This is a genomic window from Streptomyces sp. NPDC001914 (assembly GCF_042891215.1).
In the GTDB taxonomy this organism is placed as follows: Bacteria; Actinomycetota; Actinomycetes; order Streptomycetales; family Streptomycetaceae; genus Streptomyces.
In genome coordinates this window covers 567,760-593,809 of record NZ_JBIASW010000002.1, presented here as the reverse complement: position 1 = coordinate 593,809, position 26,050 = coordinate 567,760, and the positions used below count along the sequence as shown (strand labels likewise).

The 26,050-nt window shown below is 71.2% G+C and carries 22 protein-coding genes; 10 read left to right on the top strand and 12 right to left on the bottom strand.

Annotation, left to right across the window (positions count from 1 at the left end; translation table 11 throughout):
- Nucleotides 1-434: 434 nt before the first annotated feature.
- The gene (locus tag ACFYYF_RS07665) at nucleotides 435-1,061 is read right to left on the bottom strand and encodes a hypothetical protein (protein WP_388772439.1); all 627 of its coding nucleotides are present in this window, start codon (nucleotides 1,059-1,061) and stop codon (nucleotides 435-437) included.
- A 125-nt stretch (nucleotides 1,062-1,186) separates the two neighbouring features.
- Between ACFYYF_RS07665 and ACFYYF_RS07660 the strand changes: the two genes are divergently transcribed.
- The 6 genes from ACFYYF_RS07660 (at nucleotide 1,187) to ACFYYF_RS07635 (ending at nucleotide 7,607) form a co-directional block, all read left to right on the top strand.
- Complete coding sequence (locus ACFYYF_RS07660; RefSeq protein WP_388772437.1) at nucleotides 1,187-2,398, top strand: pyridoxal phosphate-dependent aminotransferase; 1,212 nt, start codon at nucleotides 1,187-1,189, stop codon at nucleotides 2,396-2,398.
- 123 nt (nucleotides 2,399-2,521) lie between these two features.
- The gene (locus ACFYYF_RS07655; RefSeq protein WP_388772434.1) at nucleotides 2,522-2,950 is read left to right on the top strand and encodes a hypothetical protein; all 429 of its coding nucleotides are present in this window, start codon (nucleotides 2,522-2,524) and stop codon (nucleotides 2,948-2,950) included.
- A gap of 261 nt (nucleotides 2,951-3,211) precedes the next feature.
- On the top strand, nucleotides 3,212-4,285 hold the full coding sequence (locus ACFYYF_RS07650) for a hypothetical protein (protein WP_388772432.1): 1,074 nt from the start codon (nucleotides 3,212-3,214) through the stop codon (nucleotides 4,283-4,285).
- A 13-nt stretch (nucleotides 4,286-4,298) separates the two neighbouring features.
- On the top strand, nucleotides 4,299-5,471 hold the full coding sequence (locus ACFYYF_RS07645; RefSeq protein ID WP_388772430.1) for a toxic anion resistance protein: 1,173 nt from the start codon (nucleotides 4,299-4,301) through the stop codon (nucleotides 5,469-5,471).
- Complete coding sequence (locus tag ACFYYF_RS07640) at nucleotides 5,468-7,012, top strand: substrate-binding domain-containing protein (RefSeq protein ID WP_388772427.1); 1,545 nt, start codon at nucleotides 5,468-5,470, stop codon at nucleotides 7,010-7,012. Before ACFYYF_RS07645 ends, ACFYYF_RS07640 begins: the two co-directional genes overlap by 4 nt.
- Before the next feature lie 4 nt (nucleotides 7,013-7,016).
- Complete coding sequence (locus ACFYYF_RS07635; protein ID WP_388772976.1) at nucleotides 7,017-7,607, top strand: hypothetical protein; 591 nt, start codon at nucleotides 7,017-7,019, stop codon at nucleotides 7,605-7,607.
- A 10-nt stretch (nucleotides 7,608-7,617) separates the two neighbouring features.
- Here ACFYYF_RS07635 and ACFYYF_RS07630 read toward each other — a convergent pair whose 3' ends face one another.
- From ACFYYF_RS07630 to ACFYYF_RS07600, 7 genes are all read right to left on the bottom strand, one after another.
- A complete protein-coding gene (locus ACFYYF_RS07630) occupies nucleotides 7,618-8,793 on the bottom strand; it encodes a hypothetical protein (protein WP_388772424.1) in 1,176 nt (391 codons plus the stop codon).
- The gene (locus tag ACFYYF_RS07625; protein WP_388772421.1) at nucleotides 8,790-9,596 is read right to left on the bottom strand and encodes a PP2C family serine/threonine-protein phosphatase; all 807 of its coding nucleotides are present in this window, start codon (nucleotides 9,594-9,596) and stop codon (nucleotides 8,790-8,792) included. The genes ACFYYF_RS07630 and ACFYYF_RS07625 overlap by 4 nt, the downstream gene beginning before the upstream one ends.
- 27 nt (nucleotides 9,597-9,623) lie before the next feature.
- Nucleotides 9,624-10,385 carry a hypothetical protein gene (locus tag ACFYYF_RS07620; RefSeq protein WP_361685870.1) on the bottom strand — a complete coding sequence of 254 codons (762 nt, stop codon included), beginning with the start codon at nucleotides 10,383-10,385 and terminating at the stop codon, nucleotides 9,624-9,626.
- 15 nt (nucleotides 10,386-10,400) lie between these two features.
- A complete protein-coding gene (locus ACFYYF_RS07615) occupies nucleotides 10,401-11,576 on the bottom strand; it encodes a hypothetical protein (protein WP_388772418.1) in 1,176 nt (391 codons plus the stop codon).
- A gap of 117 nt (nucleotides 11,577-11,693) precedes the next feature.
- On the bottom strand, nucleotides 11,694-12,158 hold the full coding sequence (locus tag ACFYYF_RS07610) for a hypothetical protein (protein ID WP_388772415.1): 465 nt from the start codon (nucleotides 12,156-12,158) through the stop codon (nucleotides 11,694-11,696).
- Nucleotides 12,145-13,107 carry a serine/threonine-protein kinase gene (locus tag ACFYYF_RS07605; RefSeq protein WP_388772412.1) on the bottom strand — a complete coding sequence of 321 codons (963 nt, stop codon included), beginning with the start codon at nucleotides 13,105-13,107 and terminating at the stop codon, nucleotides 12,145-12,147. The genes ACFYYF_RS07610 and ACFYYF_RS07605 overlap by 14 nt, the downstream gene beginning before the upstream one ends.
- A gap of 245 nt (nucleotides 13,108-13,352) precedes the next feature.
- Nucleotides 13,353-15,170 carry a phosphoenolpyruvate carboxykinase (GTP) gene (locus tag ACFYYF_RS07600; RefSeq protein ID WP_388772409.1) on the bottom strand — a complete coding sequence of 606 codons (1,818 nt, stop codon included), beginning with the start codon at nucleotides 15,168-15,170 and terminating at the stop codon, nucleotides 13,353-13,355.
- A gap of 322 nt (nucleotides 15,171-15,492) precedes the next feature.
- Here ACFYYF_RS07600 and ACFYYF_RS07595 point away from each other — a divergent pair, with 322 nt between their 5' ends.
- The 4 genes from ACFYYF_RS07595 to ACFYYF_RS07580 all read left to right on the top strand — a co-directional run bounded on the left by ACFYYF_RS07595 (nucleotide 15,493) and on the right by ACFYYF_RS07580 (nucleotide 19,319).
- Entirely contained in the window at nucleotides 15,493-16,206 is a 714-nt protein-coding gene (locus ACFYYF_RS07595; protein WP_361685860.1) for a hemolysin III family protein, read from the top strand.
- A gap of 149 nt (nucleotides 16,207-16,355) precedes the next feature.
- Nucleotides 16,356-17,921 carry an MFS transporter gene (locus ACFYYF_RS07590; protein WP_388772406.1) on the top strand — a complete coding sequence of 522 codons (1,566 nt, stop codon included), beginning with the start codon at nucleotides 16,356-16,358 and terminating at the stop codon, nucleotides 17,919-17,921.
- Entirely contained in the window at nucleotides 17,918-18,589 is a 672-nt protein-coding gene (locus ACFYYF_RS07585; RefSeq protein WP_388772403.1) for a TetR/AcrR family transcriptional regulator, read from the top strand. The genes ACFYYF_RS07590 and ACFYYF_RS07585 overlap by 4 nt, the downstream gene beginning before the upstream one ends.
- A gap of 4 nt (nucleotides 18,590-18,593) precedes the next feature.
- On the top strand, nucleotides 18,594-19,319 hold the full coding sequence (locus ACFYYF_RS07580; protein WP_388772401.1) for a Mut7-C RNAse domain-containing protein: 726 nt from the start codon (nucleotides 18,594-18,596) through the stop codon (nucleotides 19,317-19,319).
- Nucleotides 19,320-19,385: 66 nt separating this feature from the next.
- On the opposite strand, the gene ACFYYF_RS07575 is transcribed toward ACFYYF_RS07580, so the two are convergent.
- Genes ACFYYF_RS07575 through ACFYYF_RS07560 form a run of 4 tightly spaced genes read right to left on the bottom strand, consistent with a single transcriptional unit; the run spans nucleotide 19,386 to nucleotide 25,958 of the window.
- Complete coding sequence (locus tag ACFYYF_RS07575; protein ID WP_388772398.1) at nucleotides 19,386-21,797, bottom strand: galactose oxidase-like domain-containing protein; 2,412 nt, start codon at nucleotides 21,795-21,797, stop codon at nucleotides 19,386-19,388.
- A complete protein-coding gene (locus ACFYYF_RS07570; protein WP_388772396.1) occupies nucleotides 21,794-22,993 on the bottom strand; it encodes a glycosyltransferase in 1,200 nt (399 codons plus the stop codon). The genes ACFYYF_RS07575 and ACFYYF_RS07570 overlap by 4 nt, the downstream gene beginning before the upstream one ends.
- Complete coding sequence (locus ACFYYF_RS07565; RefSeq protein WP_388772393.1) at nucleotides 22,990-24,699, bottom strand: ArnT family glycosyltransferase; 1,710 nt, start codon at nucleotides 24,697-24,699, stop codon at nucleotides 22,990-22,992. Before ACFYYF_RS07565 ends, ACFYYF_RS07570 begins: the two co-directional genes overlap by 4 nt.
- The gene (locus ACFYYF_RS07560) at nucleotides 24,696-25,958 is read right to left on the bottom strand and encodes a glycosyltransferase (RefSeq protein ID WP_361685846.1); all 1,263 of its coding nucleotides are present in this window, start codon (nucleotides 25,956-25,958) and stop codon (nucleotides 24,696-24,698) included. The genes ACFYYF_RS07565 and ACFYYF_RS07560 overlap by 4 nt, the downstream gene beginning before the upstream one ends.
- Nucleotides 25,959-26,050 lie beyond the last annotated feature (92 nt).

Below are 26,050 nucleotides of genomic sequence, written 5' to 3'. Positions count from 1 at the left end.
GTCATGCGCATTGTGAGGGGAGAGGGAAAAGTGAACAAGGAGCGGTTTCCGGCCTAGTGCCGCGGCAGGCGACGACAGGGGGACGGGGCGAGCGTCGCCCCGTCGCGGCATCGGGCCCGCGTCCGTGACTCGGGCCGTCGGCCCGAAGGGCGGACGGGACCTCGCGGACACGGACCAAGACCCTGAGACCTCGCGGACACGGATCGAGGGCCGCCGGAGACCTCGCGGACACGGCCCAAGGGCACTTAGGCCTCGCGGACACGGCTCAAGGGCCCGAGAAGCTTGCGGACGCGACTCAAGGGCCCTTAGACCTCACGGACACGGCCCACCTCCCGGACTCGACTCAGGAGTCGCAGGCCCCGTACGTCTTCGCTGCGCGGCGGAAGAGGGGTGTGCCGCTCGTGGCGGGTCGGGGCGCGGACATGGCCGAGCGGCTAGCCGGACCAGCCGTCGTGGCCGCGTCCGCGCCCGTGGCCGCGGCCGCCCGTGGTGCTCGTCGCCGACGGGGCGGGGGCGGAGGTCGTGGGCGCGGGCTCCGTGGACGCGCCGGCGCCCGGGCTCGCGGAGGAGCTCGCGGTCGCCCCCGGGGAGGCGGTGCCCGCGCTCGCGGAGGCGGTGGCGGACGCCGACGGAGCGGCCGGTGCCACGGGCGCGGTGGCGGACGGCTGCGCCGAGGAGGTGTCCAGCTCCGCCGGCCCGGTCGCCAGACGTACGGGCCCGTCCGTCCGGACCGGCGTGCCGCCGCCGGACCCGTCGGAGTCGCCGGAGCCGAGGGCGCCCACGACGACGGCACCGAGGACGACGGCGGCGGCCGCGCCCCCGGCCACGGCGAGCCGCCGGTTGTTCCGGGTGCGCCTGCGGCGCCGCGCCTGCCGCCGCCCGGCCGGGTCTCCGCCGATGACGGGCAGAACGCTCGTGTCGTCGCCGTCCTTGTACGCCTTCTGCCAGCCGTGCGCCTCGGCGGGATCGGCGTACGTCTCGTAGGCCAAAGGTGTCGCCCCGTCGCTCTGCGGGAGGTACACCGTCGGCCGGGCTTCGGGATCTCCGGACTGCCAGGACATGATCGCGCATTGTAGGGACTACCAGGGGGTTCAGGGCAGCCCGCGGACAAAGACGCCGGAACCGACGCGTCTCACGTGGTGGAAAACACGCCCCGGCGCGCGGCGGGCGGCCGTAAGCTCACGACATGCAGGTGATCCAGTCCACGAAGCTCGCCAACGTCTGCTACGAGATCCGGGGTCCGGTTCTTGAGGAGGCGATGCGGCTCGAAGCGGCCGGTCACCGCATCCTCAAGCTGAACACGGGCAACCCGGCGGCCTTCGGGTTCGAGTGCCCGCCGGAGATCCTCGAGGACATCCTCCGCAACGTCTCCTCGGCGCACGGCTACGGCGACGCCAAGGGCCTGCTCGCCGCCCGCCGCGCGGTCGTCATGCACAACCAGACCCTCGGCATCGAGACGGACGTCGATCACGTCTTCATCGGCAACGGCGTCTCCGAGCTCATCGTGATGGCGATGCAGGCGCTGCTGGACGACGGCGACGAGGTGCTCGTTCCGGCCCCGGACTACCCCCTGTGGACCGCGGCGGTCTCCCTGTCCGGCGGCACGGCCGTGCACTACCGCTGCGACGAGCAGTCCGACTGGATGCCCGACCTGGCCGACGTGGAGCGGAAGATCACCGACCGCACCAAGGCGATCGTCATCATCAACCCGAACAACCCGACGGGCGCGGTCTACGACGACGCGATGCTCCGGGGGCTGACGGACATCGCCCGGCGGCACAACCTGTTGGTCTGCTCCGACGAGATCTACGACAAGATCCTCTACGACGGCACCACGCACACCGCGACCGCCAAGATCGCCCCCGACCTGCTCACCCTCACCTTCAACGGCATGTCGAAGGCGTACCGGGTGGCGGGCTACCGCGTCGGATGGATGTCGGTGTCGGGGCCGCGCGCGCACGCCGCGTCCTACATCGAGGGGCTGACGATCCTCGCGAACATGCGGCTGTGCGCGAACATGCCGGGGCAGCACGGAGTGGTGGCAGCGCTCAGCGGACGCCAGACGATCAACGACCTGGTCCTGCCGGGCGGGCGCCTGAAGGAACAGCGGGACGTCGCCCACGAGCTGCTGACACAGATCCCGGGTGTGACCTGCGTGAAGCCGAAGGGGGCGCTGTATCTCTTCCCGCGCCTCGACCCGAAGGTCTTCAAGGTCAAGGACGACCGGCAGATGGTGCTCGACCTGCTGCGGGCCGAGAAGATCATGGTCGTGCAGGGGACGGGCTTCAACTGGCCCGAGCCGGACCACTTCCGGGTGGTGACCCTGCCGACGGTCGCGGACCTGACGGACGCGGTGACCCGCATCGGCACCTTCCTGGACGGCTACAGCCAGCCGTGACGCCCGCCGGGGCACGCCCCGCGCTCACCCTGCGTGTGCACCGCGTCCCAATATGCGAACCAGCTCAACTTTAGACGAAATCCAAGCTAGGATGGCTTCCTGTCAGGCACAGGAGGCCATTCCATGTACGAACCGATCCGTTCGAAGTCGGTCCACACGATGGCCGGCGCCCCCTCCTCCGACTTCCCCCACCGGTCGCGCGAGGAGGAGCTGGACATCCAGCTCGCCGGTCACCTCGCGGCGCTGCTCGCCGTCACGGACGAGATCCGCGCGCTGGCCCCGTCCGCCGACCTGGACGCGGGCGCCGAACGGCTCGGCGAACAGGTGACCCGGCTGCGCGGCGGCGCCCCGCTGCGCGCACTGGCCGCCCCGGCCGGCGCCTCAGCCGACGCGTCGCGCCTCGCGACGCTCCACCGAAGGGCCCACACCCTCGCGGGCCGTGCCCTGGTCGTTGCGGCCTCCCGCGCCGACACGGCCGCGGCGATCCTCTCCGCAGAGCGCATGGACGCCCACGCGTCGGCCGCCGAAGCCCGCGAGCCGGCGCACCACTGAAACCCCGGCCTCCGCGCCGACCCTCCGGCCTCCGCGCCGACCCCCTCGGGCCCACGGGCCCGGGTCCCCGTACGGCCCCGGTCCGCGCGTCTTCGAAGCGACGCGCGGACCGGGTGCCACAGCCACCCGTCACCTCGCGCGGTGCCCGGCGGGGCCCGCTAGCGGCGGCCCCTCCTCCGGTTGCGTACCGGGACCCCCTGGTCACCCCGTGTTCACCCCCCGAGACCGGGAACGTTGGATTCCGAGGTGCACGCTCCAGGCGTGAGACGCGTCGCGGGAATCGTCCTGGCGGTCCTGTTGATCGGCGGAGTGGCAGCAGCCGTCGTCGCAGGCCGCACTGGTCAGGACAAGAGCACGGCAACGAAGACCGTGCGAGCAGTGATCGGTTCGGAGAAGGCCGGGTTCTTCTCCGATCCGGATGTGGTGAAGGCCCTCGCCGCCAAGGGCTACACCGTGAAGGCGGAGACCTCCGGGTCCTGGGCCATGGACGGCCTCGACCTCAAGGGGTACGACTTCGCCTTCCCCTCCAGCCAGGCCCCGGCCGACGAGCTCGCGGACAAGTACCACGTCCGCCGGCCACTGCCCCGGCCCTTCTATTCGCCCCTCGTCGTGGTGGCCCACCGCGGCGCGGCCCAGGTCCTCGCCGCCAACGGACTGGCCACCCTCGACAGGAACACCGGCACCCTGAAGATGGCCGCCTACCTCGACGCGGCCGGGCACGGGCGCACCTGGCAGCGGCTCAAGGGCGCCACGGCCCACGGTGAACTGACCGGCACGCTGTACATCGCCAGCACCGACCCGGAGACCTCCAGTTCGGGCGCCCTCTACCTCGCCGCCGCGTCCTACGTCGCCGACGGCGGACGCGTCGCGGCCGACACCGCGGCCATCGGCCGCACGGCGTCCCTGATGCACCGGCTCATCAGCGTCCAGGGCGCCCAGCAGCCCAGCACCGACGCCGCGTTCGCCGACTTCGTCAGCGGCGCGGGCAACCCGCTCGTCCTCGTCTACGAGTCGCAGGTCGCCGCGCTGCTCGGAGAGGGCCAGGACGCCGGAGACCTCACGGTCCTCTACCCGGACACCACGGCCAACAGCGACCACACGGTCGTACCGCTCACGCCCGAGGGGCGCGCGCTCGGCGAACTCCTCAGCACCGACCCGACGCTGCGCCGCCTCGCCGTCCGGCACGGGTTCCGTCCGCAGGGCGCCACCGGCGAGTTCACGGCGGCCACGGCCGACCGTGCCGCCTATCTCAACCAGAAGCTGACCGGCGTCCGGCAGGCGCCCGTGCCCGCCTACAAGGTGCTGCACGAGATGGCGCGCCGGGCCGGGGACTAGGGGGAATCGACTGATGAGCACCGAAGACACGTTCACCCTCACACCGCCCGAGGCCGTGGCCCCCGTGCCGCGCGAGAAGGCGGGCGGGCTCGTGCCCGTCGACCCCGGGGTGCGGGACGAGATGGCACGCAGGGCCGCGGAGTACATCGAAGGACTCGCCGTCCTGGACGCCCGCTCCCCCGAGTTCGCGGGCAAGGTCGGGGAGATCGCCGGGCTCGGCGCCACCGAGATGCGCGGCGCCGCCGCCCAGTCCAACCGCATGCTGGAACGCACCGTCCGCAGCCTGCCGTCCAAGGGCGAGGACGCGCAGTCGCACGTCGCCGGCTCCCTCGTCGAACTCCGGCGCGTGGTCGAGGACCTGGACCCGCGCGAGTCGTCCGCGGGCAAGGGCAGGAAGTTCCTGTCCAGGCTGCCCGGCGGCAGCAAACTGCGCGACCACGTCGCCAAGTACGCTTCCGCACAAGCCACGTTGAACAGGATCGTCGGCTCGCTGCGCGGCGGCCAGGACGAACTGCGCCGGGACAACGCGGCCCTGCAGACCGAGCGCGTCCGGCTCTGGGAGACGATGGGCAAGCTCCAGGAGTACGTCGTGCTCACGCAGGCCCTGGACACCGCCGTCGAGACGCACATCGCGGGCGTCGACGCCGCCGACCCCGCGCAGGCCGACACGCTCCGCTCCGACGTGCTCTTCCCCGTCCGGCAGAAGCACCAGGACCTGCTCACCCAGCTCGCGGTGTGCGCCCAGGGCTATCTGGCGATGGACGTGGTCCGGCGCAACAACGACGAACTCATCAAGGGCGTCGACCGCGCGGCCACCACCACCGTCTCCGCACTGCGCATCTCCGTCATGCTCGCCTCCGCGCTCGACAACCAGCGCAAGGTCGTCGAACAGGTCAACGCCCTGCGCGGCACGACGGAGGACCTCATCCGCGGCAACGCCGAGATGCTCTCCACCCAGAGCGGGGAGATCCAGCGCATCGCCGCCGACCCGGCCGTCGGCGCCGAGACCCTGCGCACGGCCTTCCAGGAGATCTACCGCACCCTCGACGCGATCGACACCTACAAGGTCAGGGCGACCGAGACGATGGCCGCGACCGTCGAGTCCCTGACCTCCGAACTCCAGAACGCCGGGGCCTACTTGGACCGCAGCCGCACGCGGGGAGCCCTGGAAGGAGGGCAAGGATGAGAGCGCTCCGGCGGGCGGCCGCAGCCGCCGTCGCCCTCGCCGCCATGACGGCCTGCACGGCCCAGGGCGAAGCGCGGTCCGGCGACGACGGAAAGCCGCGGCCCGGCACCCTGCGTGTCCTGGCCTCCAGTGAACTCGGCGACATGAAGCCCGTGCTCGACCGGATCGAGCGGGAGACCGGCATCGAGGTCCGGCCCACCTACATGGGCACCCTCGCCGCCGTCGACCTGATCGCGCGAGGCGCCTCGGACGACCGGTACGACGCCCTGTGGCTCTCCTCCGACGACTACCTCCACCTGCGTCCGGAAGCCGCGAAGAAGGTCGTCTCGGAGACGCCGATCATGTCGAGCCCGGTGGCCATCGGCGTGAAGCCGGCCACGGTGCGCGCCCTCGGCTGGAAGCCCCAGGACGTCACCTGGTCACAGGTGGAGAAGGCCGTGACCGACGGGCGGCTCACGTACGGCATGACCGATCCGGCACGCTCCAACTCCGGCTTCTCCACGCTGATCTCGGTGGCCTCGGCCCTGTCCGGCGCCCAGTCGGCGCTCACGGACACCGACGTGGCCGAGGCGACGCCCCGGCTGCGGGAGTTCTTCAAGGGGCAGAAGCTGACGTCGGGTTCGTCGGGCTGGCTGGCCGGCGCCTACGAACGCCGCGGCACCGTGGACGCCCTGCTCAACTACGAGTCCGTCCTCCAGGGCATGAAGGGCCTGACCGTCATCCGCCCGCGCGACGGCGTCGTGACGGCCGACTATCCCCTCTCCTCCCTCGCCGCGTCCTCCCGGGACACCCGCGACGACGTCCGGCGCCAGGCGGAGGCACTGCGCGCGCCGACCGCCCAGAAGCTGATCACCGAGAAGACGCACCGCCGCCCGGTCGTCGCCTCCGTCGCCCCGGCGGCCGGACTCGACACCGCACGACGGCGTGAACTCCCCTTCCCCGGAACCCGGTCCGTCGCCGACCGGCTTCTCGACTCCTACGAGAACGAACTGCGCCGGCCGTCCCGGACGGTGTACGTCCTCGACACCTCGGGTTCGATGGAAGGCGACCGCCTCGACCGGCTCAAGAAGTCCCTCGCCGATCTGACCGGCGACTTCCGCGACCGCGAGGAGGTGACGCTGATGCCGTTCGGCTCGCAGGTCAAGAGCGTCCGCACGCACGTCGTCCGCCCCGACGACCCGAAGGCGGGGCTCGACGCCATCCGCGAGGACACCCGCGCGCTGAGCGCCGACGGCGACACCGCGATCTACACCTCGCTGGAGAAGGCGTACGAGCATCTGGGCGCCGGCGACGACACGTTCACCTCGATCGTGCTGATGACGGACGGCGAGAACACCAAGGGCGCGAGCCCCTCCGACTTCGACGGCTTCTACGACCGGCTGCCCGGCGCCCGGCGGGAGATCCCGGTCTTCCCCATCCTGTTCGGCGACTCCGACCGCGGCGAACTCCAGCACATCGCCGACCTGACCGGCGGCCGTCTCTTCGACGCCCAAAAGGGCTCGCTGGACGGCGCCTTCGAGGAGATCCGTGGCTACCAGTAAGCTCCTGGCCTTCCTAGAATCACGCAAGAACCTCACCGGCAGCGCGTGCGGGATCGCCGGACTCGCGCTGACCTTCACCGGTCTCGCGGGCCCGTACTGGCCGGCCGTCGTGGCGGGTCTGTACGGCGCGGGCGCGCTGATCGCGCCGCCGGAGCGCCCGGCCCCGCCCGACTTCCCCGACCCCTCCGCCCAACTGGCCGAACTTCGCGTCGACTTCGGCAAGCTGCGGGAGTACCTGGACGGCGTCGAGCTGCCTCCGGCGGCGGCCGGCCGGCTCACCGAGCTGACCGAGGTCCTCACCGCCCTGCTCGACCCGGGCTGGGTCGCCGAGGTCCTCGCCCAGGACCCCGAGGGCGTGCACGCCCTGTCGCGTGCCGTACGCCAGGACATCCCGGAGGCGGTCGACACCTTCGTCCGCACCCGGTGGTGGACCCGCCTGGCCCCCGGAACCGAACCTCCCGAGCGCCATCTGGAGCGTCAGCTCGGCGTGCTCCAGGAGGAGTCGGACCGGCTCGCGGCGGCCCTGCGCGAGACGGAGGCCCGCCGCCAGGAGTCGCACACCCGCTACCTGGAGGACCGCGGCCGCTCGCAGTGACGGCGGCGGCTCAGGCGTTCGCCACGATCACCACCAGGATCACGACCGCCAGGATCAGCAGCGCCACCTTCAGCCCCGTGGGCCACGGCTCGCCCGGTACCGGCACCGGCGGCTGCGGCTGGGGCCCCGGCACGCCCGGTACCGGGACGGAGGCCGGACCGTTGAACACGTCGTGCCCGGTGAGCGCCGCCCGGGCGCACCAGGGGCACGAGGCCAGGTGCGAGCCGAACGCGTGCAGCGGGCGGGCCGGGCAGACCCGTACCAGCGCGCGCTCCTTGTCCAGGGCGCGCAGCCACGCCTCCGCGGGAGGCCGTGTGGCGGGGTCGTGCACGCCGGAGCCGAAGGCGGTGCGGGCCAGGGCGAGGAGTTCGGGCGGGAGCACGGAGGGGTCGACGGTGCCGCGCGGGATGACGACCCGTTCGGGGCGCACGACGTAGGAGATGCTGGCGGCGATGTTGTCCTTGACGGTCGACTCGGACGCGCTGTCGTGCGGGACGCCGCCGAAGGGATGGTTCCCGGCCGTCAGGAGTTGGTAGACGAGGACGGCGAGGGCGAACTCGTCGGTGGCGCGGGTGGCCGGGCCGCCGGCCTGCCGCTCGGGCGAGGAGTAGTCGGTGGTGTGCATCAGACAGGGGAACAGCTCCCCGGTCTCCGGGTCGTTGAAGGCGATGGAGTCGCAGTCCAGGAAGGTGACGAACCCGTTGGCGTCGACGACGACGTTGCTGCTGGAGAAGTCGCCGATGACGAGGTTGTCGTAGTGCATGCGTGCCGTCATGAAGGCGAGGTTCCAGGCGACGCCGAGCAGGAAGCGCCAGTCGGCCCGGTCGGCGAACAGTTTGAGGCGCTGGGCGCGGGTGAACAGGCCGATGAGCTGGACGTGCTGCGGCTCGCCGAAGCGCCGCATGGCGTAGCCCAGGAACTCGCCCTGCGGGCCGCGGGCGAGGGCGGTCGGCCAGGCCAGTTCGGGCGGCTGGGAGGCGTCGGTGGGGCGGGTCACGAGCGGGGACATCGTCAGCATCCGCTTGAGCCGCTGTTCCTCCTTGGGACCCGGCGCCTCGCGGTACAGCTTGACGACGATGCCGTCGTCGCCGACGACCGGGAAGACGGCCGCCTGGCCGCCGCCCTTCAGGGGCAGTTCGGCCAGGGTCACCGGCTTGCCGTCCAGGAACACCGTGCGCCCGCTCATGGCCGCGCCTTGAGCACGGCCCGCAGCAGGGTCTTGTCGTCGGCGTTGAGGGCCGTGAGCCGGTCCGACCGGAGCAGGGTCCCCAGGCCCTCGTGGGCGCTCGCGGTCACCCCTCCGGGCACGTCGAGGGAACGGAACACGGCCTCGGCGAAGGACGCGTTCGGGGACAGCGCGCCGCCCGTGGACCGGTTGAGCGCGGCCTGCGCCAGTCCGTCGGTGGACAGCAGCACCCCGTCGATCCCCTCGTCGGACACGCAGTCGGTGTGCACCCGGCGGGCCGCGTCCGGCGAGGTGAGGAAGACCGTCTCGTTGCTGTACTCGCTGACCGCGGCCGGCTGCGGCAGCAGATGGAACTGCCGCTCGCCGTCCTCCGTACCGGCCCGCAGGACGACGAAGCCGTCCCCGACGGACAGGTGGCCGAGCCAGCCCCGCGCGAGCACGACCACGGTGAGCGTGGTCGCGAAGTCCGCCGCGTCGGGGCCCGTGCGGTCCAGGAACACCTTGCAGACGTCGTGGAAGGCGTCCTGCAGCAGCTCACGCACCGCCTTGCCGGGGCGGCGGTCCGCCGCGGTGGCGGCCCGGCGCGCGAAGTGTTCGGTGGCCAGCTCCACGGCGAGCCGCGCGCCCTCCTCGGAACGCGGCCGGCTGCCCGCGCCGTCGGCGACGGCGAGGACCGCGACGGACGGCGTCACCGTGTGCCCGCAGGCGTCCTGGCAGGGCTGTCCCTGGCGGCGGTGGCGGTATCCCTCGACGCTCATTCCGTGGATCCGCCACGGCGTGTCCGGCTCGTCGGCTGCGGTCATCACTCAGGAGTCCCATCGGGTCATCGGTCACGACTCCCAGGCCGGGCGCTGCGTCTTGAACTGGCTGAAGATCTTCTCGAAGACCTCGTCGCCCGCGCCCTTCTGCTCGGCGTTGGCGCTCGCGGACATCATCTGGAGCAGTTCGCGGAACGGGAATCCCTGGAGCCGGGCGTTGAACTTCGGCGCGAAGGACCGGAGCACCTGCTCGCCGCGGTCCGTGATGCCGCCGACGCCGATCGCGTACAGCCGGAAGCGGCGGGCCTGCTGTTCGTCGGCGAGGACCGGGATCAACCGGTGCCAGGAGTCGGTGAGATGGCCCGTGGCGTCGGTGGGCAGTCCGTCGGTGACGAGGCAGATCTGGGGCCGGTAGTACTGGAGTCCGGAGGCGCGGAGCTCGGCCTTGCGGGCGGCGACGATGTTCATGGACAGTTCGAGCGCCTCGGTCATCAGGGTGACCCCGGCCGCGGCGAGCTGCGGGGGGTGGAACATGTGCGCCGGCACGAAGGGGCTCACCGGCGTGTGCGCGGGCAGGAGCTGGGGTCCGCGCCAGGCCGCGACGCCCTGGCCGCCGAAGGTGACCAGGGCGACCTCGACGCTGTAGCTGAGGCTGACGTCGTCGTGCAGTTCCCGGGTCCACTCCGCGAGCGCGTTGTTGAGCGTCTGGATGGGCTGACCCGCCATGGAGCTGGAGATGTCGAGGCAGAGGACGAGCGGCAGCCGCTGCGCGTTGTTCTCGAACTCGATGTCGGCGTACTCCGCCGGCAGGGTGGGCGGGTAGTCGCTGTGCATGTGGGTCTCCTGGTCTCAGGGCCGGGCGGCTTTGGCGTGCCGTCCGGGTGTCGGCGGGAACGCGTAGAGGACGTCGGAGTCCCGCTCCCCGGCCTCGGTGACATCGACGAGTCCGCCGGGCGCGGGCGGCGGGCGGCCCGGCTCGGCCCACACCGCCCGGTACAGCACGTGGTCCATCTCGACATAGCCCTGCGGGTGCAGTTCGGTGCGTACGACGGCGGGCCGGGCGGGGCCCGGTACGTTGCCGACGCGCCGTCCGTGGCTGCGGGGCGCGGGCGTGGCCCGGATGCGGGTGGTGGCCTCGTCGGGCATCTGGGGGCGGGGACGTGTCCGGGGACGGGGGGCCGCGGCGGCCGGCACGGCTCCGACGCCCGGAGCGGCGAGCGAGCGCCTGGACAGGGTGCCGACGGCGACGGACCGGGCGGAGCGGCGGATCAGGAAGAGCAGGAGGCCGAGCAGGAGGACGAGGACGGCGCACAGGACGGTGAGGACCGCGGTCGCGGTGTCCCAGCCGGCGCTGTCGTCCGTGCCGGTGGAGGTTCCGGAGTCGGGGCCGTCCTTGCCGATGGTCCCGGTCGCCTGGCCCTGGCTGTGCGTCTGGCCCTGATCCTGTCTGCCCGCGGTGGTCTCACCGGTGGGGGCCGAGGTGGCGGACGAGCCGTTGCCCGAGCCAGTGACGGTGTACAGGTGCCGCGGGGAGAGGGCCACGGCCAGGCCCAGGCGGATCAGGTCGGCCCCCTTCATCGGGCGGCCCTTGGCGAGCTGGGCGCACAGACCCCCCTCGTCCTCGGGGGCGCAGGCTCCGCGGCCGGCCAGCTCCGTCACGGTCCCGGGCTTCAGGGGGTCGATGACGGCGTCCTCCGCGACGAGCCTGCCCTTGGTGTCCGCCAGCGCGAGGAGCGCGGCTCCGCCCTCCCCGGTGTGGACTCCCGAAGGCACTTCGACCAGGAGGCTTCCGCTGCGGTCCGCGAGCTTCTTCTCGAAGCCCTTGCGGCGCCCCTCGTCCCCGCCGCCGAACGCCAGTTTCCTGTCGACGGTGATGCGGACCGGCCCCTCGTCGATCACGTCGGACAGGCAGCCGAGATGCTGCTCGAAGCCTGGCCCGCACGGCTCCCCGGCCGCGGCGGGCACCGCGGGAGCGAACGCGGCCAGGAGCCCGGACAGCACGATGAGGGAAAGGCGACGCCGCATGAAAAGACCCCCCGTGGCCTTACGAAAACACCCCCGTGGCCCTGAAAGGCACTCGCCCATAGTGGCGGAAACCCGCGGGTGTCCGTAAGGGTTTGGGGAACGCGGCGGACTTCACTTCTACAACTCGAACACCTGATGGCATCGGGTGAACATCTGTCTCGCCCGCTCCACCCAATCGCTGGCCAAAGCATCGAAATCCGTTTGCGTCATCCGGCAGGTCAGCGGAAGGTCGCACACTCCCGCGAGACAGGGACGCGGCCCCCGTACGTCCCACACCGACAGCATGGGGTTCAGTTGTTCGGTATTCCATGCGTTCGACGCGGCGGCGGCGAGTGCCAGTTGGTCCTTGCGCAGGAAATGCCCGTCGGTCGCGAAAGCGACCAGCAGCCGTTTGGTCGTCATGAATCGGACGGTGACCATCCGGCCCGTTTCCTCGAGATCGAATCGCATGGAGACGGAAACGGTGTCGGTCACCGTGTGGAAATTCCGTCTCGTCACCCAGGTCTGCACCAACTGCCGCCAGTGCGTTCCGATTTCGAGGATCTCCCGGCTCCGCCCGGGAAAGGAGTCAGGCGTCGCCACGGCCCACCGCCTCGGCGACCATCGCGTCGGTCAGTCCGGCGTCGAGCAGCGCCTGGGCGTGCGACAGCAGACAGGAGGGTACGGACACGCTGGTGCTCTCCTTGCGGCGCTTCACCAGATCCTGGGTGCGCACCCTGATGGTGTGGGCGACGGTGGGCGGCGGCCAGTCGGCCCGCCGGGGCTCCTCCTCCAGCAGTCCGGCCAGCAGCTCCTCCAGCCGGGGCCGGTCCTCGGGACGCTTCGCCAGACACCGCGCGATCACCTCCCGCATCGGGCCCGCGATGCCGTCGAGTTCGGGGTCGGCGAAGGCGACGCGGTGGCGCACGGCCTCTCCGCCGCCGTGCGGCGGACGTCCGGTGAGCGCGTACACCAGGACACCGCCGAGGGAGAAGACGTCGCTCTCCGGGCCCACCTTGGCGCCCCTGATCTGCTCGGGCGACATGAAGGGCGGGGTCCCGACGACGACGCCGATCTGGGTGAGCCCGGGGGCGCCGTCCACGCGGGAGATCCCGAAGTCGATGACACGCGGTCCGTCGGAGGCCAGGAGCACGTTGGCCGGCTTGAGGTCCCGGTGCACGACGCGGGCCGCATGGATGGCCTGGAGCGCCTCGACCAGGCCGGCGCCGAGCCGCCGCACCTGCGGCTCGGGCAGGGGGCCGTCGGCGTGGACCGCCTCGGCGAGGGAGGGACCGGGCACGTACAGGGTGGCCAGCCAGGGCAGTTCGGCCTCGGTGTCGGCGTCGACCACGGCCGCGGTGTAGGCGCCGCTGACCACGCGCGCCGCGGCGACCTCGCGCGCGAAGCGCTCCCGGAACTCGGGCTCCGCGGCCAGTTCGGCCCGCACGACCTTGACCGCGACCTCGCGCCCGGCGGGCGAGCGGCCGAGATACACCCATCCCATGCCACCGGAGCCGAGCCGGCCCACGATGCGGTACGGACCGATCTTCATGGGGTCACTGACAGGCGTACGCACCCCGCCCACCTCATTTCGGGGTCCACTGCAGGATGTCAGGAGTGTCCCTCGAAATCCCCGCTTTTTCAGCCGTTCCGGCACGGGCGGGGGCGCAGGGGACGAAAAAGCCGGGGTCCCGCACAGATGTGCGCGGAACCCCGGCGGGTGCGGTCACCGCGGCCGACCGCCGCAACGGTCGCAGGTCAGGGCAACTCGGGTCGGCCGCGGAGTGGTTGAGGGCGTCAGCCCAGGCGCTGCACCAGGGCGCGGTACTCGTCCCACAGCTCCGTCGGCGTGTGCTCGCCGAAGGTGTTGAGGTGCTCGGGGACCAGCGCGGCCTCCTCGCGCCAGACCTCCTTGTCGACCGTGAGCAGGAAGTCGAGGTCGCCGTCGGCCAGTTCGAGGCCGTCGGTGTCGAGGGACTCCCGGGTCGGCAGGACGCCGATCGGGGTCTCGACGCCCTCGGCCTTGCCGTCCAGGCGCTCGACGATCCACTTCAGGACGCGGCTGTTCTCGCCGAAGCCGGGCCAGACGAACTTGCCCGCGTCGTTCTTGCGGAACCAGTTCACGTAGTAGATCTTCGGGAGCTTCGCCTGGTCCTTGTCCTTGGCGACGTCGACCCAGTGGCCCATGTAGTCGCCCATGTTGTAGCCGCAGAACGGCAGCATGGCGAAGGGGTCGCGGCGCAGCTCGCCGACCTTGCCCTCGGCGGCGGCGGTCTTCTCGGAGGCGACGTTCGCGCCGAGGAAGACACCGTGGTTCCAGTCGAAGGACTCCGTCACCAGCGGGACGGCGGTGGCGCGGCGGCCGCCGAAGAGGATCGCCGAGATCGGCACGCCCCTCGGGTCCTCCCACTCGGGCGCGATGATCGGGCACTGCGAGGCGGGGACGGTGAAGCGGGCGTTCGGGTGGGCGGCCGGGACGCCGGACTCGGGGGTCCAGTCGTTGCCCTTCCAGTCGGTCAGGTGGGCCGGAGTCTCCTCCGTCATGCCCTCCCACCAGATGTCGTTGTCGTCGGTGAGCGCCACGTTGGTGAAGACGGAGTTGCCCCACAGCGTCTTCATCGCGTTGGCGTTGGTGTGCTCACCGGTGCCGGGCGCGACACCGAAGAAGCCGGCCTCGGGGTTGATCGCGTAGAGGCGGCCGTCCTCGCCGAACCGCATCCAGGCGATGTCGTCACCGATGGTCTCGACGGTCCAGCCGGAGATCGTGGGCTCCAGCATGGCGAGGTTGGTCTTGCCGCAGGCGCTCGGGAAGGCCGCGGCGACGTACTTCGACTCGCCCTGCGGCGGCGTCAGCTTGAGGATCAGCATGTGCTCGGCGAGCCAGCCCTCGTCGCGCGCCATGACGGAGGCTATGCGCAGGGCGTAGCACTTCTTGCCGAGGAGCGCGTTGCCGCCGTAGCCCGAGCCGTACGACCAGATCTCGCGGGTCTCGGGGAAGTGGGAGATGTACTTCGTGGAGTTGCACGGCCACGGCACGTCCGCCTCGCCCTCGGCCAGCGGCGCTCCGAGCGTGTGCACGGCACGCACGAAGAACCCGTCGGTGCCGAGTTCGTCCAGGACCGGCTGTCCCATGCGGGTCATGGTGCGCATGGAGACGGCCACGTAGGCGGAGTCGGTGATCTCGACGCCGATGGCGGAGAGGTCGGAGCCGAGCGGGCCCATGCAGAACGGGACCACGTACATCGTGCGGCCGCGCATCGAGCCGCGGAAGATGCCCTGTTCACCGGAGAAGATCTCCCGCATCTCGGCGGGGGCCTTCCAGTGGTTGGTCGGGCCCGCGTCCTCCTCCTTCTCGGAGCAGATGTACGTCCGGTCCTCGACCCGCGCGACATCGGTCGGGTCGGAGGCGGCGTAGTAGGAGTTGGGGCGCTTGATCGGGTCGAGCTTCTTGAAGGTGCCCTTGCTGACGAGCTCCTCGCTCAGGCGCTCGTACTCGGCCTCGGATCCGTCACACCAGACCACACTGTCCGGCTCGGTCAGTTCGGCGATCTCGTTGACCCACGAGATCAGTTCTTTGTGGTTGGTCGGGACGGGAGCCGCGATGTCGCGCGCCACGATTGCTCCTAGATGAGGGGTTTGTTGTTGTGCCCCGTGGGGGCTGCGACCCGGATGCTTCACGATGGTTGGACCTCTGGCGCTCATCCGGTGCCGACCGCACTCATTTGATGATCCGACTGGGTCGCGCATATGTCCAGAGGGCCTCACACCTGAGCGGCGTGAGCATCGCCACTTTCCGGAAGGTTTCCCCCCGCTCACCCCGGGTTCATGGCGCGTACCCCTGACGACACCCGGGGCGCCGTGAGATCATGGCCACTCCTGCGGTTCACCGACGCGGTACTGATACGTAACTTACGGTTCCGTAGGTACGATTCGGCGCATGACTGCGTCCGTCCCCGACGCGCCCACGGACTCGCCGGCCGCCGGCCGGACGTCTGTCGCGCACTCCCTGTCGGAAGAGATCAAGCCCAAGCTCCGCGGCTGGCTGCACCTCGGCATGTTTCCGGCCGCCCTCGTCTCCGGACTGGTCCTCACCGCCCTGGCGGACTCGACCCGGGGCCGCATCGCCTGCGGGATCTTCGCCCTGACCGCCTGCCTCCTGTTCGGCGTGAGCGCGCTCTACCACCGCGGCGACTGGAGTCCGCGGATGGACGGCGTCCTGCGCCGGCTCGACCACGCGAACATCTTCCTGATCATCGCGGGCACCTACACCCCGCTGACCATGCTCCTGCTGCCGGAGGCCAAGGGGCAGTGGCTCCTGTGGAGCATCTGGGCCGCCGCGGCGGCGGGCATCGCCTTCCGGGTGTTCTGGGTCGGCGCCCCGCGCTGGCTCTACACGCCGTGCTACATCGCGATGGGCTGGGCGGCCGTCTTCTTCCTGCCCGACTTCATGCGCACGGGCGGCATCGCCGTCCTCGTCCTGGTGATCGTCGGCGGGCTGCTCTACAGCGCGGGCGGCGTGATCTACGGGATCAAGAAGCCCAACCCGTCACCGCGCTGGTTCGGCTTCCACGAGGTCTTCCACTCCCTGACCCTCGCGGCGTTCATCGTGCATTACGTCGGCATCTCCCTGGTGGCCTACCAGCACGGCTGACCCCTCACCCCACCTCCTCGCAACCACCCTCCCCGTGGCCGCGGCTCTCCAGCCGCGGCCACTGCGCGTTTTCCGGCCACTTCCCGCCCCACCGACCGCGAGCCGTATCGGATTGACATCAACCATCTTTTGAGAGTTACTCTCATTTCATGGTGACTCTCACGCAGGACGGCGCCGTTCGGCGCGACCCCCGACGCTGGTGGGCCCTCGGGGCCCTGGTCGCGAGCATGCTCGTGCTCGGTTTCGACATGACGATCCTCAACGTGGCACTGCCGACCATGGCCCGGGACCTCGGCGCGTCCACCGGCGAACAGCAGTGGATGGCGGACGCGTACGTCGTCGTCTTCGCCTCGCTGATGCTCCCGGCGGGCCTGCTCGGCGACCGCTTCGGGCGGCGCCGGATGCTCATCACCGGCCTCGCGGTGTTCCTCGCCGGTTCCCTGGCGGGCGCCCTCGTCGACGACGTCACCTGGGTGATCGTCGCCCGCGCCCTGATGGGCGTCGGCGGCGCCCTCGTGATGCCGCTGGCGCTCGCCGTGCTGCCCTCGCTGTTCGGACCCGACGAGCGCACCAAGGCGGTCGGAGCCGTCTCCGCCGCCTCGGCGCTCGGTCTGCCGCTCGGCCCGATCATCGGCGGCTGGCTCCTGAACCACTTCTGGTGGGGATCGGTCTTCCTGGTCAACGTGCCGATGGCCGCCCTCGGCATCACCGCCTGCGTCCTCCTGCTCCCCGAGACCCGCGACCCCGCCTCGCCCCGGGTGGACGCCCTCTCCACCGCGTTCACCGCCGTCGGTCTCAGCGTCCTCGTCTACGCGATCATCGAAGCCCCCTCCCGCGGCTGGGGCGACCCGCTCGTCCTCGGCTGCTTCGCCGCCTCCGTCGTGCTGATCGCCCTGCTCGTCGTCCGCGAACGCCGCAGCCCCCGCCCGATGCTGGACCTGGCCCTGCTCGCGCAGCGCGGCTTCCTGCTCAACACCCTCGCCGCGACGCTCGTCATGTTCGTCCTGTCCGGCCTGATGTTCGTGCTGCCGCCCTACCTCCAGGCGGTCCTCGGCCACGACGCCCTCGGGACCGGCGTCCGTCTGCTGCCGATGATGGGCGGGCTGCTGATCGCCTCGCGGGCCGCGCAGCCGCTGGTCGACCGCTTCGGGCCCCGCGCGGTGATCAGCGCCGGTCTCGTCGTCCTCGCCTTCGCCGCCTTCCTCGGCAGCCGCACGACCGTCGACGACGGCTACGGCGCCACCGCCCTGTGGCTGACCGTCGCCGGACTCGGCTTCGGCTTCGCCGTGGTTCCCGCGATGTCCACGGCCCTCGGCGCACTCCCCCGCGACCGGGCCGGCAGCGGCTCCGGACTGCTGATGACGGTCCGCCAGGTGGGCAGCGCGGTCGGCATCGCCCTGCTCGGCTCCCTGCTCGCGAGCACCTACGCCGGCCGTCTCGACACCTCCGCGCTGCCGCGGGCCGCCGCACGGGCAGCCGACGACTCGGTGGTCGGCGCCCACGTCGTCGCCGGCCGGCTCGGCGACCGGGCCCTCGAAGCCTCCGCGAACGCCGCGTACGTCCACGGCATGGACCTGGTCCTGCTGGTCAGCGGGATCGCGGCGCTGGTCACCGCGCTGCTGGCGGCGGCGCTCCTCCCGAACCCGCCCCGGTCCGCGCCCGCGCCCGAGGAGGACACCGACATGGCACAGGCCCCGGCCGATGCCGGACAATGAGACCCATGGCCGCCACCGCACAGAGTTCCACTCCCGCCGCGGAGCCCCAGCCCGGGCTCCGCGAGCGGAAGAAGATCAAGACCCGCATCGCGATCCGCGAGGCGACGTACCGGCTGATCGAGCGGCAGGGGTACGACGCCACGACGATCGAGCAGATCGCGGAGGCGGCCGAGGTCTCCCCCTCCACGGTGTTCCGCTACTTCCCCACCAAGGAGGACATCGTCCTCACCGACGAGTACGACCCGCTCCTCGAACAGGAACTGCGTGAACGCCCGGCGGACGAGCCGTGGTTCGACTCCCTGCGCCATGTGCTCACCAAGGCCATCGGTCTGAACGACACCGAGGACCCCCGGATCAGCCGGCTCCGGACCCGGCTGATGGTCGAGGTCCCCGCGGTGCGGTCCCGGATGATGGAGAGCGCGTCCGTCACCGGGCGGCTGCTGAGCCGGGCCATCGGCGAGCGCACCGGCCGGGACCCGGACGGTCTGGAGGTCCGTGTCTTCGCGATGGCCCTGATCGGCGGCCTGATGGAGACCTCCCTCTACTGGGCCGACAACGGCCACCGGGACGACTTCGCCGAACTCGTCGAGCGTGCCGTGAACGTCCTGGAGCACGGTCTGGCGCCCCGAAACCCGGAGGCCGCGGACACCCCGCGCGTGACATCCTGACCGCGTGAACGGACCGGAGATCCACATCGAATTCGCCCCCGAACTGGGGCTGTTCGTCCCGCACGCCCGCCGCTGCGGGGTCACCCCCGTCGGCACCGACGGCTCCTCCACCCTCGGCCACGTCGTCGAGTCGCTGGGCGTCCCGCTGACGGAGGTCGGCACCCTGGTCGTGGACGGGCGCGAGGTGCCCTTCTCGCACATCCCGGCCGCGCAGGAGTCCGTACGGGTCCGCGCCGTCGAACGCCCCCAGCGCGTCCCCGGCGCTCCCCTGCGCTTCCTCCTGGACGTCCATCTCGGCACCCTCGCCCGCCGGATGCGACTGCTCGGCGTCGACACGGCGTACGAGTCCACCGACATCGGCGACCCGGCGCTCGCCGCCCGCTCGGCGGCCGAGCGGCGCGTCCTGCTCAGCCGCGACCGCGGTCTGCTGCGGCGCCGCGAACTGTGGGCGGGCGGCTTCGTCTACAGCACCCGCCCCGACGACCAACTCCGCGACGTCCTGGGTCGGTTCGCACCCGAGCTGAAGCCCTGGACGCGCTGCACCGCGTGCAACGGCCTGCTCGCCAAGGCCACGAAGGAGCAGGTCGCGGACCAGCTCGAGAGCGGCACCGAGCGGTCCTACGACGTCTTCGCGCAGTGCGCCGAGTGCGGGCGCGCCTACTGGAAGGGCGCGCACCACGACCGGCTGGAGACCGTCGTGGAGCGCGCCCTCGCGGAGTTCGGGACCTGACGGCGGGCCCGCGGCGCTCCGCGGGACCCGTCCGGGGCCGGGGCCTCCGGGCCCCGGCCCCGGCGCCTACCGCCTGATGAGGTCCTTCGCGCCGCAGGCCAGTCCGTCCCTGCTGGGGTCGAGTCCCAGGGGATCGTCCTTGCCGTTGATCCTGAGCCGTCCGTAGTCGTTCTTCTTCAGCCAGGCGCAGCGGGAGGCGGTCGTCTTCCTCACCCCCTCCGGGAAGACCGTCGGCACACAGACGTTGACCGTTCCGTAGTGCCGGTCGCAGCCGGAGATGGTGGTGGACACCTTCTGCGAGGTCCGCTTCCCGCCCGGTTCGCTGACCTTGCCGCCGAGGGAGTCCGCGAAGGCGTGGACGTGCGCCGACGCGGTGTCCGAGGCCAGCGCGGACGGGCCCTGGAGGTGCACCCACTCGGCCACCGAGGGAACGCCGTTGGCGTCGACCGCGAAGAGCATGTACCAGCCGGGCGGCGCCAGGTTCGGGTTGCTCGTGACGTTGAGGTCGACGTTGTTCCCGTCCACGCTCAGCGGCAGGTCCACGAACCGCTGGTTGGGGTCCGACGAGTGCGTGACCGCGGCCGGCCTGATCAGCTCCGCCTTCACGACGGGCCGGTCGACGGTGATGCGCTGCGTGTCCCCGTACACCCACTCCTTGTCGATCACCGAAGTGATCGCCGGGCGGCTGCCCTTGAGGAGGTACGGCGGGGTGTACACGGAGACGTCGTGGTTCCAGGTGCCGTTGCCCGGGTTGTCACCGGTGGTCATCACCCGGCCGTCGGGCAGCAGGAACGCGGAGGAGTGGTAGCCCCGGGCCTCCGGGTCGACGGCCACCGGGTCGAAGGTCGAGGTCGCCGGGTCGAAGATCGACGTCTCGTAGACGGGGTCGGCCCGGTTGTGCAGCGCGCCGCCCGTCTCCAGGACCTTCCCGTCGGGCAGCAGCACGGCGGAGACGTACATCTTGCCCTGGTCGCCGGTCTGGGCGACCTTGCCGTTGCCGAGGTCCACCGTGCCCTGCGGGATCTTCGGGCCCATCGTGTACGCCGGGTTCGCGGCCTTGAGGTCGATGATGTCGGTGAGCCGGTTCGCGGCCGGGTTCGAGTCGATGTTGCCGCCGCCGAGGGTGAGGACCTTCTGGTCCTGCGCCGGGGGCAGCAGCACGCTCGCGGACTGGTCGCGTTGGTCCTTGTTCTGCAGACCGGGGATCGCGGTCGTGGTGTTGGCGTCGTAGTCGTAGATCGCGGAGCCGGTGCCCGGGGTGCCGTTGCCGAAGACATGGCTGCCCGAGTAGAAGAGCCGCCCGTCCTGCATCAGGATCATCGACGGGTACAGCCCCCAGAACGACCAGGTCTGGTTGACCTGCCACAGCGGCAGCCACTGCTGCTGGGCGTTCGACCAGCGCTCGGCGGTCACCGAACCGGAGGAGTCCTCGCGCAGACCGCCGAACGAGATGATGTCCCCGTTGCCCAGCTCGGTCGCGGACGGATACCAGTGACCGTCGTTGAGGTCGTTCGTCCTGCTGTACGTCTCGGTCACCGGGTCGAAGATGTACGACTCCCGGTACCCCTCGTACCCGTGCCCGCCCACCACCGGGAACGCCTTGTTGCCGCTCATCACGAGCACCCGCCCGTCGGCGAGCTGGACGTGCCCGGCGCAGAACATGTCCTTGGGCGTGGGGACCACCTTGTACGAGCCGGTCGCCGGGTTGTAGACCGCCGACGTGAAGGTGCCCGCCGCGAAGTTCTCCTCGCTGTTTCCGGAGCCCGCGATCAGCAGCACCTTGCCGTTGTTGAGGACGACGGAGTGCATGGAACGCACCGGGTTCTGCGTGGGCAGGACCGTCCACTTCCCGTTCGCGCACTCCTCTGCCGTGCCCGTGCAGGTGGCCGGCGGGACCGGGTCGGAGACCTGCTCCATCGTGTAGTCGTCGGTGGTCGCCGAACCCGTGCCGTACACGGAGACACCCCAGGTGATCCGGTCGGTGCCCGCCGGGACGGCCGGGGTGCGCACCGTCGCCTGCGTCCAGGCCGCCGCCATGTCCAGGGTCTTGAGGTCGGTCCAGTACTGCCAGCCCGCCGTGGTGTCGTGCCGGAAGAGCGTGATCGCCGCGTCGGGGGTCGTCGTCTTGTAGTACAGCCCGAGGTCGTACTGCTTGCCCGCGGCGACCACCGGCGCGCACGCGGTGGACTCGGTGATCAGCGCCTTGCGGTCGCCGTCGACCCGGCGGGTCAGCGTGACCTTCATGGCCTTGGTGCCCGAGTGGGAGTCGGACACGGTCGCGAAACTGAAGTCGTTGTCGCCCCAGCCGGACTTCTCCCAGCAGGCCGGCATGCCGTCGGTGCCGCCGGTCTCGAAGCCCGGGTTGGTGACCAGGTTTGCGGCGGACGCGGGCTGCGGCGACACCAGCAGCAGCCCGGCGGCCAGACCCGTCACGGCCAGCAGGGCGGTCCTGCGTCGTGGACCCGTCCGGGATCTCATGCCGTCCTCCTCTGCGTACGGCTCCCACGCCCGGCGCCGCGGCGCGGCAGGTACACCAGCGCCTCGGTCCCCGCGAAGCGCAGGACGAAGGTCGTCACCAGGGCCAGGGCCGTGGCGGAGAGCGCTCCCATGCCGAAACGGCCGACGAAGAGCGCGATCAGCGGGATGCGCAGCACCAGATCGGCGTTGGCGAGCAGCGCGAACCGGCCCGCCCGGTCCCACCCCTTGCGATGCCGCCTGCGTTCCCGGAACAGCAGATGCTCGATGAGCAGGAAGTTCCAGGCCACACCGAGCTGGTTGGCGAGGATCTCCGCCGGTACGTAGTGCAGTCCGGCGGCGGTGAACGCGTAGAGACCGAGCAGGTTCGGCACGAAACCGGTGGCGCCGATCAGCCCGAAGACCGTCATGCGGGCCACCGGCGAGGCCGTGCGCAGCCCGACGAGATGGCGCAGGAACCGCAGGCCCTCCGCCGCCGACGACTTGGACTCCCCCGCGAAGCGGTCCTGGAAGACGAAGGGCACCTCGGTGACCTGGCGGGGACGGCTGCGCACGGCCAGTTCGAGCAGGATCTTGTAGCCGAGCGGTCGCAGGGCCCCGGCGGTGACCGTGCTGCGCCGTATCGCGAAGAACCCGCTCATCGGGTCGCTGATGCCGCGCAGCCGGCGCGGGAAGAGCGCCTTGGTCAGCCAGGTCGCGCCGCGCGACACCGCGATCCGGTAACCGCCCGCGAGCCCTTCGCGGCTGCCGCCCTTGATGTACCGGCTGGCGACGACGAGGCCCGCGTGCGTGCGTTCCCCCATGGCGATCAACTCCGGTACGAGGGACGGCGGATGCTGGCAGTCCCCGTCCATGACGACGATCCACTGGGAGGTCGCCGCCTTCAGCCCCTCCACCACGGCGCCGCCGAGTCCGCCCTCGGGCACCTCGCGGTGCAGCACGGTCACCGGGAACGGGCAGTCCCGCGCGGCCTCGGTGATCACCTCGGGGGTGTCGTCCGTGGAGTCGTCCACGAAGACGACCTCGCAGGGCAGCCGGGCCGGCACCGATTCGGTGATCTGGCGGAGCAACTGCCGTATGTTGGCCGACTCGTTGAAGGTCGGCACGACGATGGTGACGGCACCCGGCTCCGGGACCTCTGCGGCGCGTACCGCCGGATCGCCCAGCTCGCCCGGGACAGTGCTCTCGTAACTGCTCATCGACCGCCTCCGGAACGGGCCGTGGTGGTGTCCTTGTTGTCGCCGGTGCCGACGGCGCCGCCGGTGCCGCCGGTTTTGTCGCTGTCGTCGATCCGCCGGATCTCGATCCGGTCCTCGCCCGTGCCGAAGGTGGCCACGGGCGTGGAGTGCTCGATCGCGGCCTTCACGTTCGGCAGGTCGGCCGCGTCACGCCGTACCGTCGGGGAGGCGACCACGTAGTCGAGGTCCTTCCAGCCCCGCGGCATCGTCTTCGTGACGGCGGGGTCGAGGTCGGCCTTGTAGAACCAGATGGCGCCGAGGCCCGGCTCGTAGCCGTCGTGCACGAGGTCGAGCCAGAGCCCGTCGTCGACCAGGACACGGGTGTCCCCGGGGTCCTTCACCTCGGTCCTCAGCCAGGAGGAGGCCGCCCGGTAGGGGGCGTTGGCGTCGGCCGTCACGGCGGTGCGGTTCCCGTCGTACCAGCGGGGCACGACATAGGATCCGGCGGCCACCACGAGCACCGCCGCCAGCCCCCGGCGCCCCCACGTGACATGGGCCGGCTCCCGCGCCGCCCGCCGTCTGCGCAGCACGGCGTGGGCGACGCTCGCCGTTCCGCCGGCGAGGACGAGGGCGAGGAAGGGGAGCGCCTGGACGACGTACATCGCGGGCAGGTAGCCGTTCGGGCGCAGCGCCACCAGGGCGAGGATCGCCACCGCGAGCGCGGGACCGGCCAGGGCGCGGGCCGTCACCGACCAGCGGAAGGTGACCAGGAGCAGCAGCGCGCCGGCGAGTCCGCCGAGCGGCAGCACCCGGTCGTAGTAGAGCCAGGAGTGGAGGACTCCGTACGAGCCGGTGCCGCGTTCCAGGAGGAATCCGGAACCGGGGCGGCTCATCTGGTAGGTGATGCCCTCCCAGAGCGAGACATGGCCGCCGCCCGGCAGCAACTCGCCCTTGAGCAGCGCGAAGAGCGGATACGCGGTGCCGATCAGCACGCAGGCCGTGACGGCGCCGGTGAGCGCGAACTTGCGGGTGTCGCGGTGGCTGTGCCGCCACATCGTGACGAACAGCGCGGGCAGGACGACCAGCATCGTCTCCTTGGTCAGCACGGCGGCGGCGGCCGCGAGGCCCGCGCCGAAGTGGTGCCACAGATGACGGCTGGGCGAGGCGGCCAGGCAGAACGCGAGCAGCGTCCACATCACCGCGATGTTGTCGAGGAAGATCTCCCGCTGGAGGACGACCGAGAGCGGGGAGAGCCCGAAGAGGACCATCGCGAGCCCGGCCGCCCACCGGGGCAGCCACAGCCGGCGCGCGAGGACGTACAGCAGGACCGCGCTCGCCGCGCTGATCACGAGCATCGCGAAGCGCATCGAGCCGACCGTCATCAGGGACGGACTGATGTGCGCGGGGATCCAGGTCAGCAGGGCTATCTGGATCCAGCCGAGCGGCGGATGGTCGTACCAGTACGTGTAGTGGGCCAGGCCTCTGCCCTGCTGGACGGCCCAGGCCTGGGCGAGGTAGGTGCCCTCGTCGTCGCTGAGGGCCGGATAGGCGGCGATGTTCCAGCCCTGGACGGCGAGGATCGCGACGAGCAGCGCCGCGCACAGGAGCAGATCGGGACGCGAGCCGCGAAAACGCGGTCCAGAAGGCCGTGCCGGGCCGTTTTCGGGCGCGGGCGGCCGCTGCGCGGGGGCCGTGGGGGTGGCCGCCGCGGGAAGGGTGGAGGTCACGCGGGAACGTCCTCTCGGATCGCTTCGGTGAGATGCGCGCCGGCGTGACGGGTCAGCTCCCAGTCGTTGCGGCCCTGTTGTTCACGCCAGACGGCTCGTACGGCGGCGCCCGCGAGCAGGAGCTGATAGAACGGCCCTCCCGCGACGAGCTTCAGGTAGTGCACGGTGCGGACGCGCAGTCCGTACTGCTTGCCGAAGTCGTGCAGTCCGACGAGCTCGAACACGAAGGTGACCAGGGCGGTCACGGCCGGCAGGAAGGTGACGAAGGCGATCCCGACGGGCACGTCGAGGAAGAGCGCGACCGCCACGTTGAGTGGGATGATCACCCCGGAGACCGCCTGGAGGTACGGCGTCATGAGCGTGTAGCGGGCGAGCAACCGCTGCCCGAAGGTGGGCAGTTGCTTCCAGTCGCGCTTGCGGTAGACCTGCAGGAAGCCCTGGTTCCAGCGGGTGCGCTGCTTGAGCAGCGACATCAGCGAACCGGGCGTCTCCTCCTTGGTCACCATCCCGGAGTCGTACGCGACGACGACCTTCTTTCCGGCGCTGGACAGCCGTACGCCCAGATCGCAGTCCTCCGCGAGGCACTCGGGGTCCCAGCCGCCCGCCTCGCGCAGGACCTTCGTCCGTACGAAGACGGTGTTGCCGCCGAGCGGGATGAACCCCTTCTGGGCGTGCAGGTGAAGGCGCGAGCGGAACCAGAAGAAGTACTCCAGGCAGTTGCGCAGGCTGTACCAGCTGGAGTGGAAGTTGATGAGTTGCACCCCGCCCTGGACGACGTCCGCCTCCGTCGTGCGGAACGCGTGGTCGACGTGGGCGAGGAGTTCGGGATGCACCTGGTCCTCGGCGTCGAAGACCCCGACCACTTCGCCGCGGCAGTGCGGCAGGGCCGTGTTCATGGCCTTCGGCTTGTTCTTCTTCTCGTGGTGGTCGACGACCACCCGCACCCGCGGGTCGCGCGCCTCCGCGCTCCGGGCCACCTCGGTGGTCTCCGGGTCGTCGTGGCCGACGATGACGATGATCTCGAAGTCCGTGTGGCCGGATTCCAGCAGCCTCCGGATGGTGTGGTCGAGCACCGCCTGCTCGTGCCGCGCGGGAAGCAGCAGCGAGAAGGACAGGCTCTCACCCCCGTCCGGACTGCCGAACCGGGTGGAGGCCAGCACTTCGGGCGTACGCCACGCGTGCATCTGCCACCACAGGGTGAAGGCGGCCATCCAAAAGAGCGCCAGAGAAACGGCAGCGATGAAGACAGACGTGAGCACAGATCCCCCCAGATCCCCAAACCCCCGTCGTGACAGCACGTCACGGCTGTCACGACCCCACGCAGACGCTATGGGTGAACTGTGAAGGACAC

What these genes read in the sequence shown, in the direction of transcription:
- ACFYYF_RS07665 (WP_388772439.1), bottom strand. Translation starts at nt 1,061, where the DNA reads ATGTCCTGGCAGTCCGGAGATCCCGAAGCCCGGCCGACGGTGTACCTC.
- ACFYYF_RS07660 (WP_388772437.1), top strand. Translation starts at nt 1,187, where the DNA reads ATGCAGGTGATCCAGTCCACGAAGCTCGCCAACGTCTGCTACGAGATC.
- ACFYYF_RS07655 (WP_388772434.1), top strand. Translation starts at nt 2,522, where the DNA reads ATGTACGAACCGATCCGTTCGAAGTCGGTCCACACGATGGCCGGCGCC.
- ACFYYF_RS07645 (WP_388772430.1), top strand. Translation starts at nt 4,299, where the DNA reads ATGAGCACCGAAGACACGTTCACCCTCACACCGCCCGAGGCCGTGGCC.
- ACFYYF_RS07640 (WP_388772427.1), top strand. Translation starts at nt 5,468, where the DNA reads ATGAGAGCGCTCCGGCGGGCGGCCGCAGCCGCCGTCGCCCTCGCCGCC.
- ACFYYF_RS07630 (WP_388772424.1), bottom strand. Translation starts at nt 8,793, where the DNA reads ATGAGCGGGCGCACGGTGTTCCTGGACGGCAAGCCGGTGACCCTGGCC.
- ACFYYF_RS07625 (WP_388772421.1), bottom strand. Translation starts at nt 9,596, where the DNA reads ATGACCGCAGCCGACGAGCCGGACACGCCGTGGCGGATCCACGGAATG.
- ACFYYF_RS07620 (WP_361685870.1), bottom strand. Translation starts at nt 10,385, where the DNA reads ATGCACAGCGACTACCCGCCCACCCTGCCGGCGGAGTACGCCGACATC.
- ACFYYF_RS07615 (WP_388772418.1), bottom strand. Translation starts at nt 11,576, where the DNA reads ATGCGGCGTCGCCTTTCCCTCATCGTGCTGTCCGGGCTCCTGGCCGCG.
- ACFYYF_RS07605 (WP_388772412.1), bottom strand. Translation starts at nt 13,107, where the DNA reads ATGAAGATCGGTCCGTACCGCATCGTGGGCCGGCTCGGCTCCGGTGGC.
- ACFYYF_RS07595 (WP_361685860.1), top strand. Translation starts at nt 15,493, where the DNA reads ATGACTGCGTCCGTCCCCGACGCGCCCACGGACTCGCCGGCCGCCGGC.
- ACFYYF_RS07590 (WP_388772406.1), top strand. Translation starts at nt 16,356, where the DNA reads ATGGTGACTCTCACGCAGGACGGCGCCGTTCGGCGCGACCCCCGACGC.
- ACFYYF_RS07585 (WP_388772403.1), top strand. Translation starts at nt 17,918, where the DNA reads ATGAGACCCATGGCCGCCACCGCACAGAGTTCCACTCCCGCCGCGGAG.
- ACFYYF_RS07575 (WP_388772398.1), bottom strand. Translation starts at nt 21,797, where the DNA reads ATGAGATCCCGGACGGGTCCACGACGCAGGACCGCCCTGCTGGCCGTG.
- ACFYYF_RS07570 (WP_388772396.1), bottom strand. Translation starts at nt 22,993, where the DNA reads ATGAGCAGTTACGAGAGCACTGTCCCGGGCGAGCTGGGCGATCCGGCG.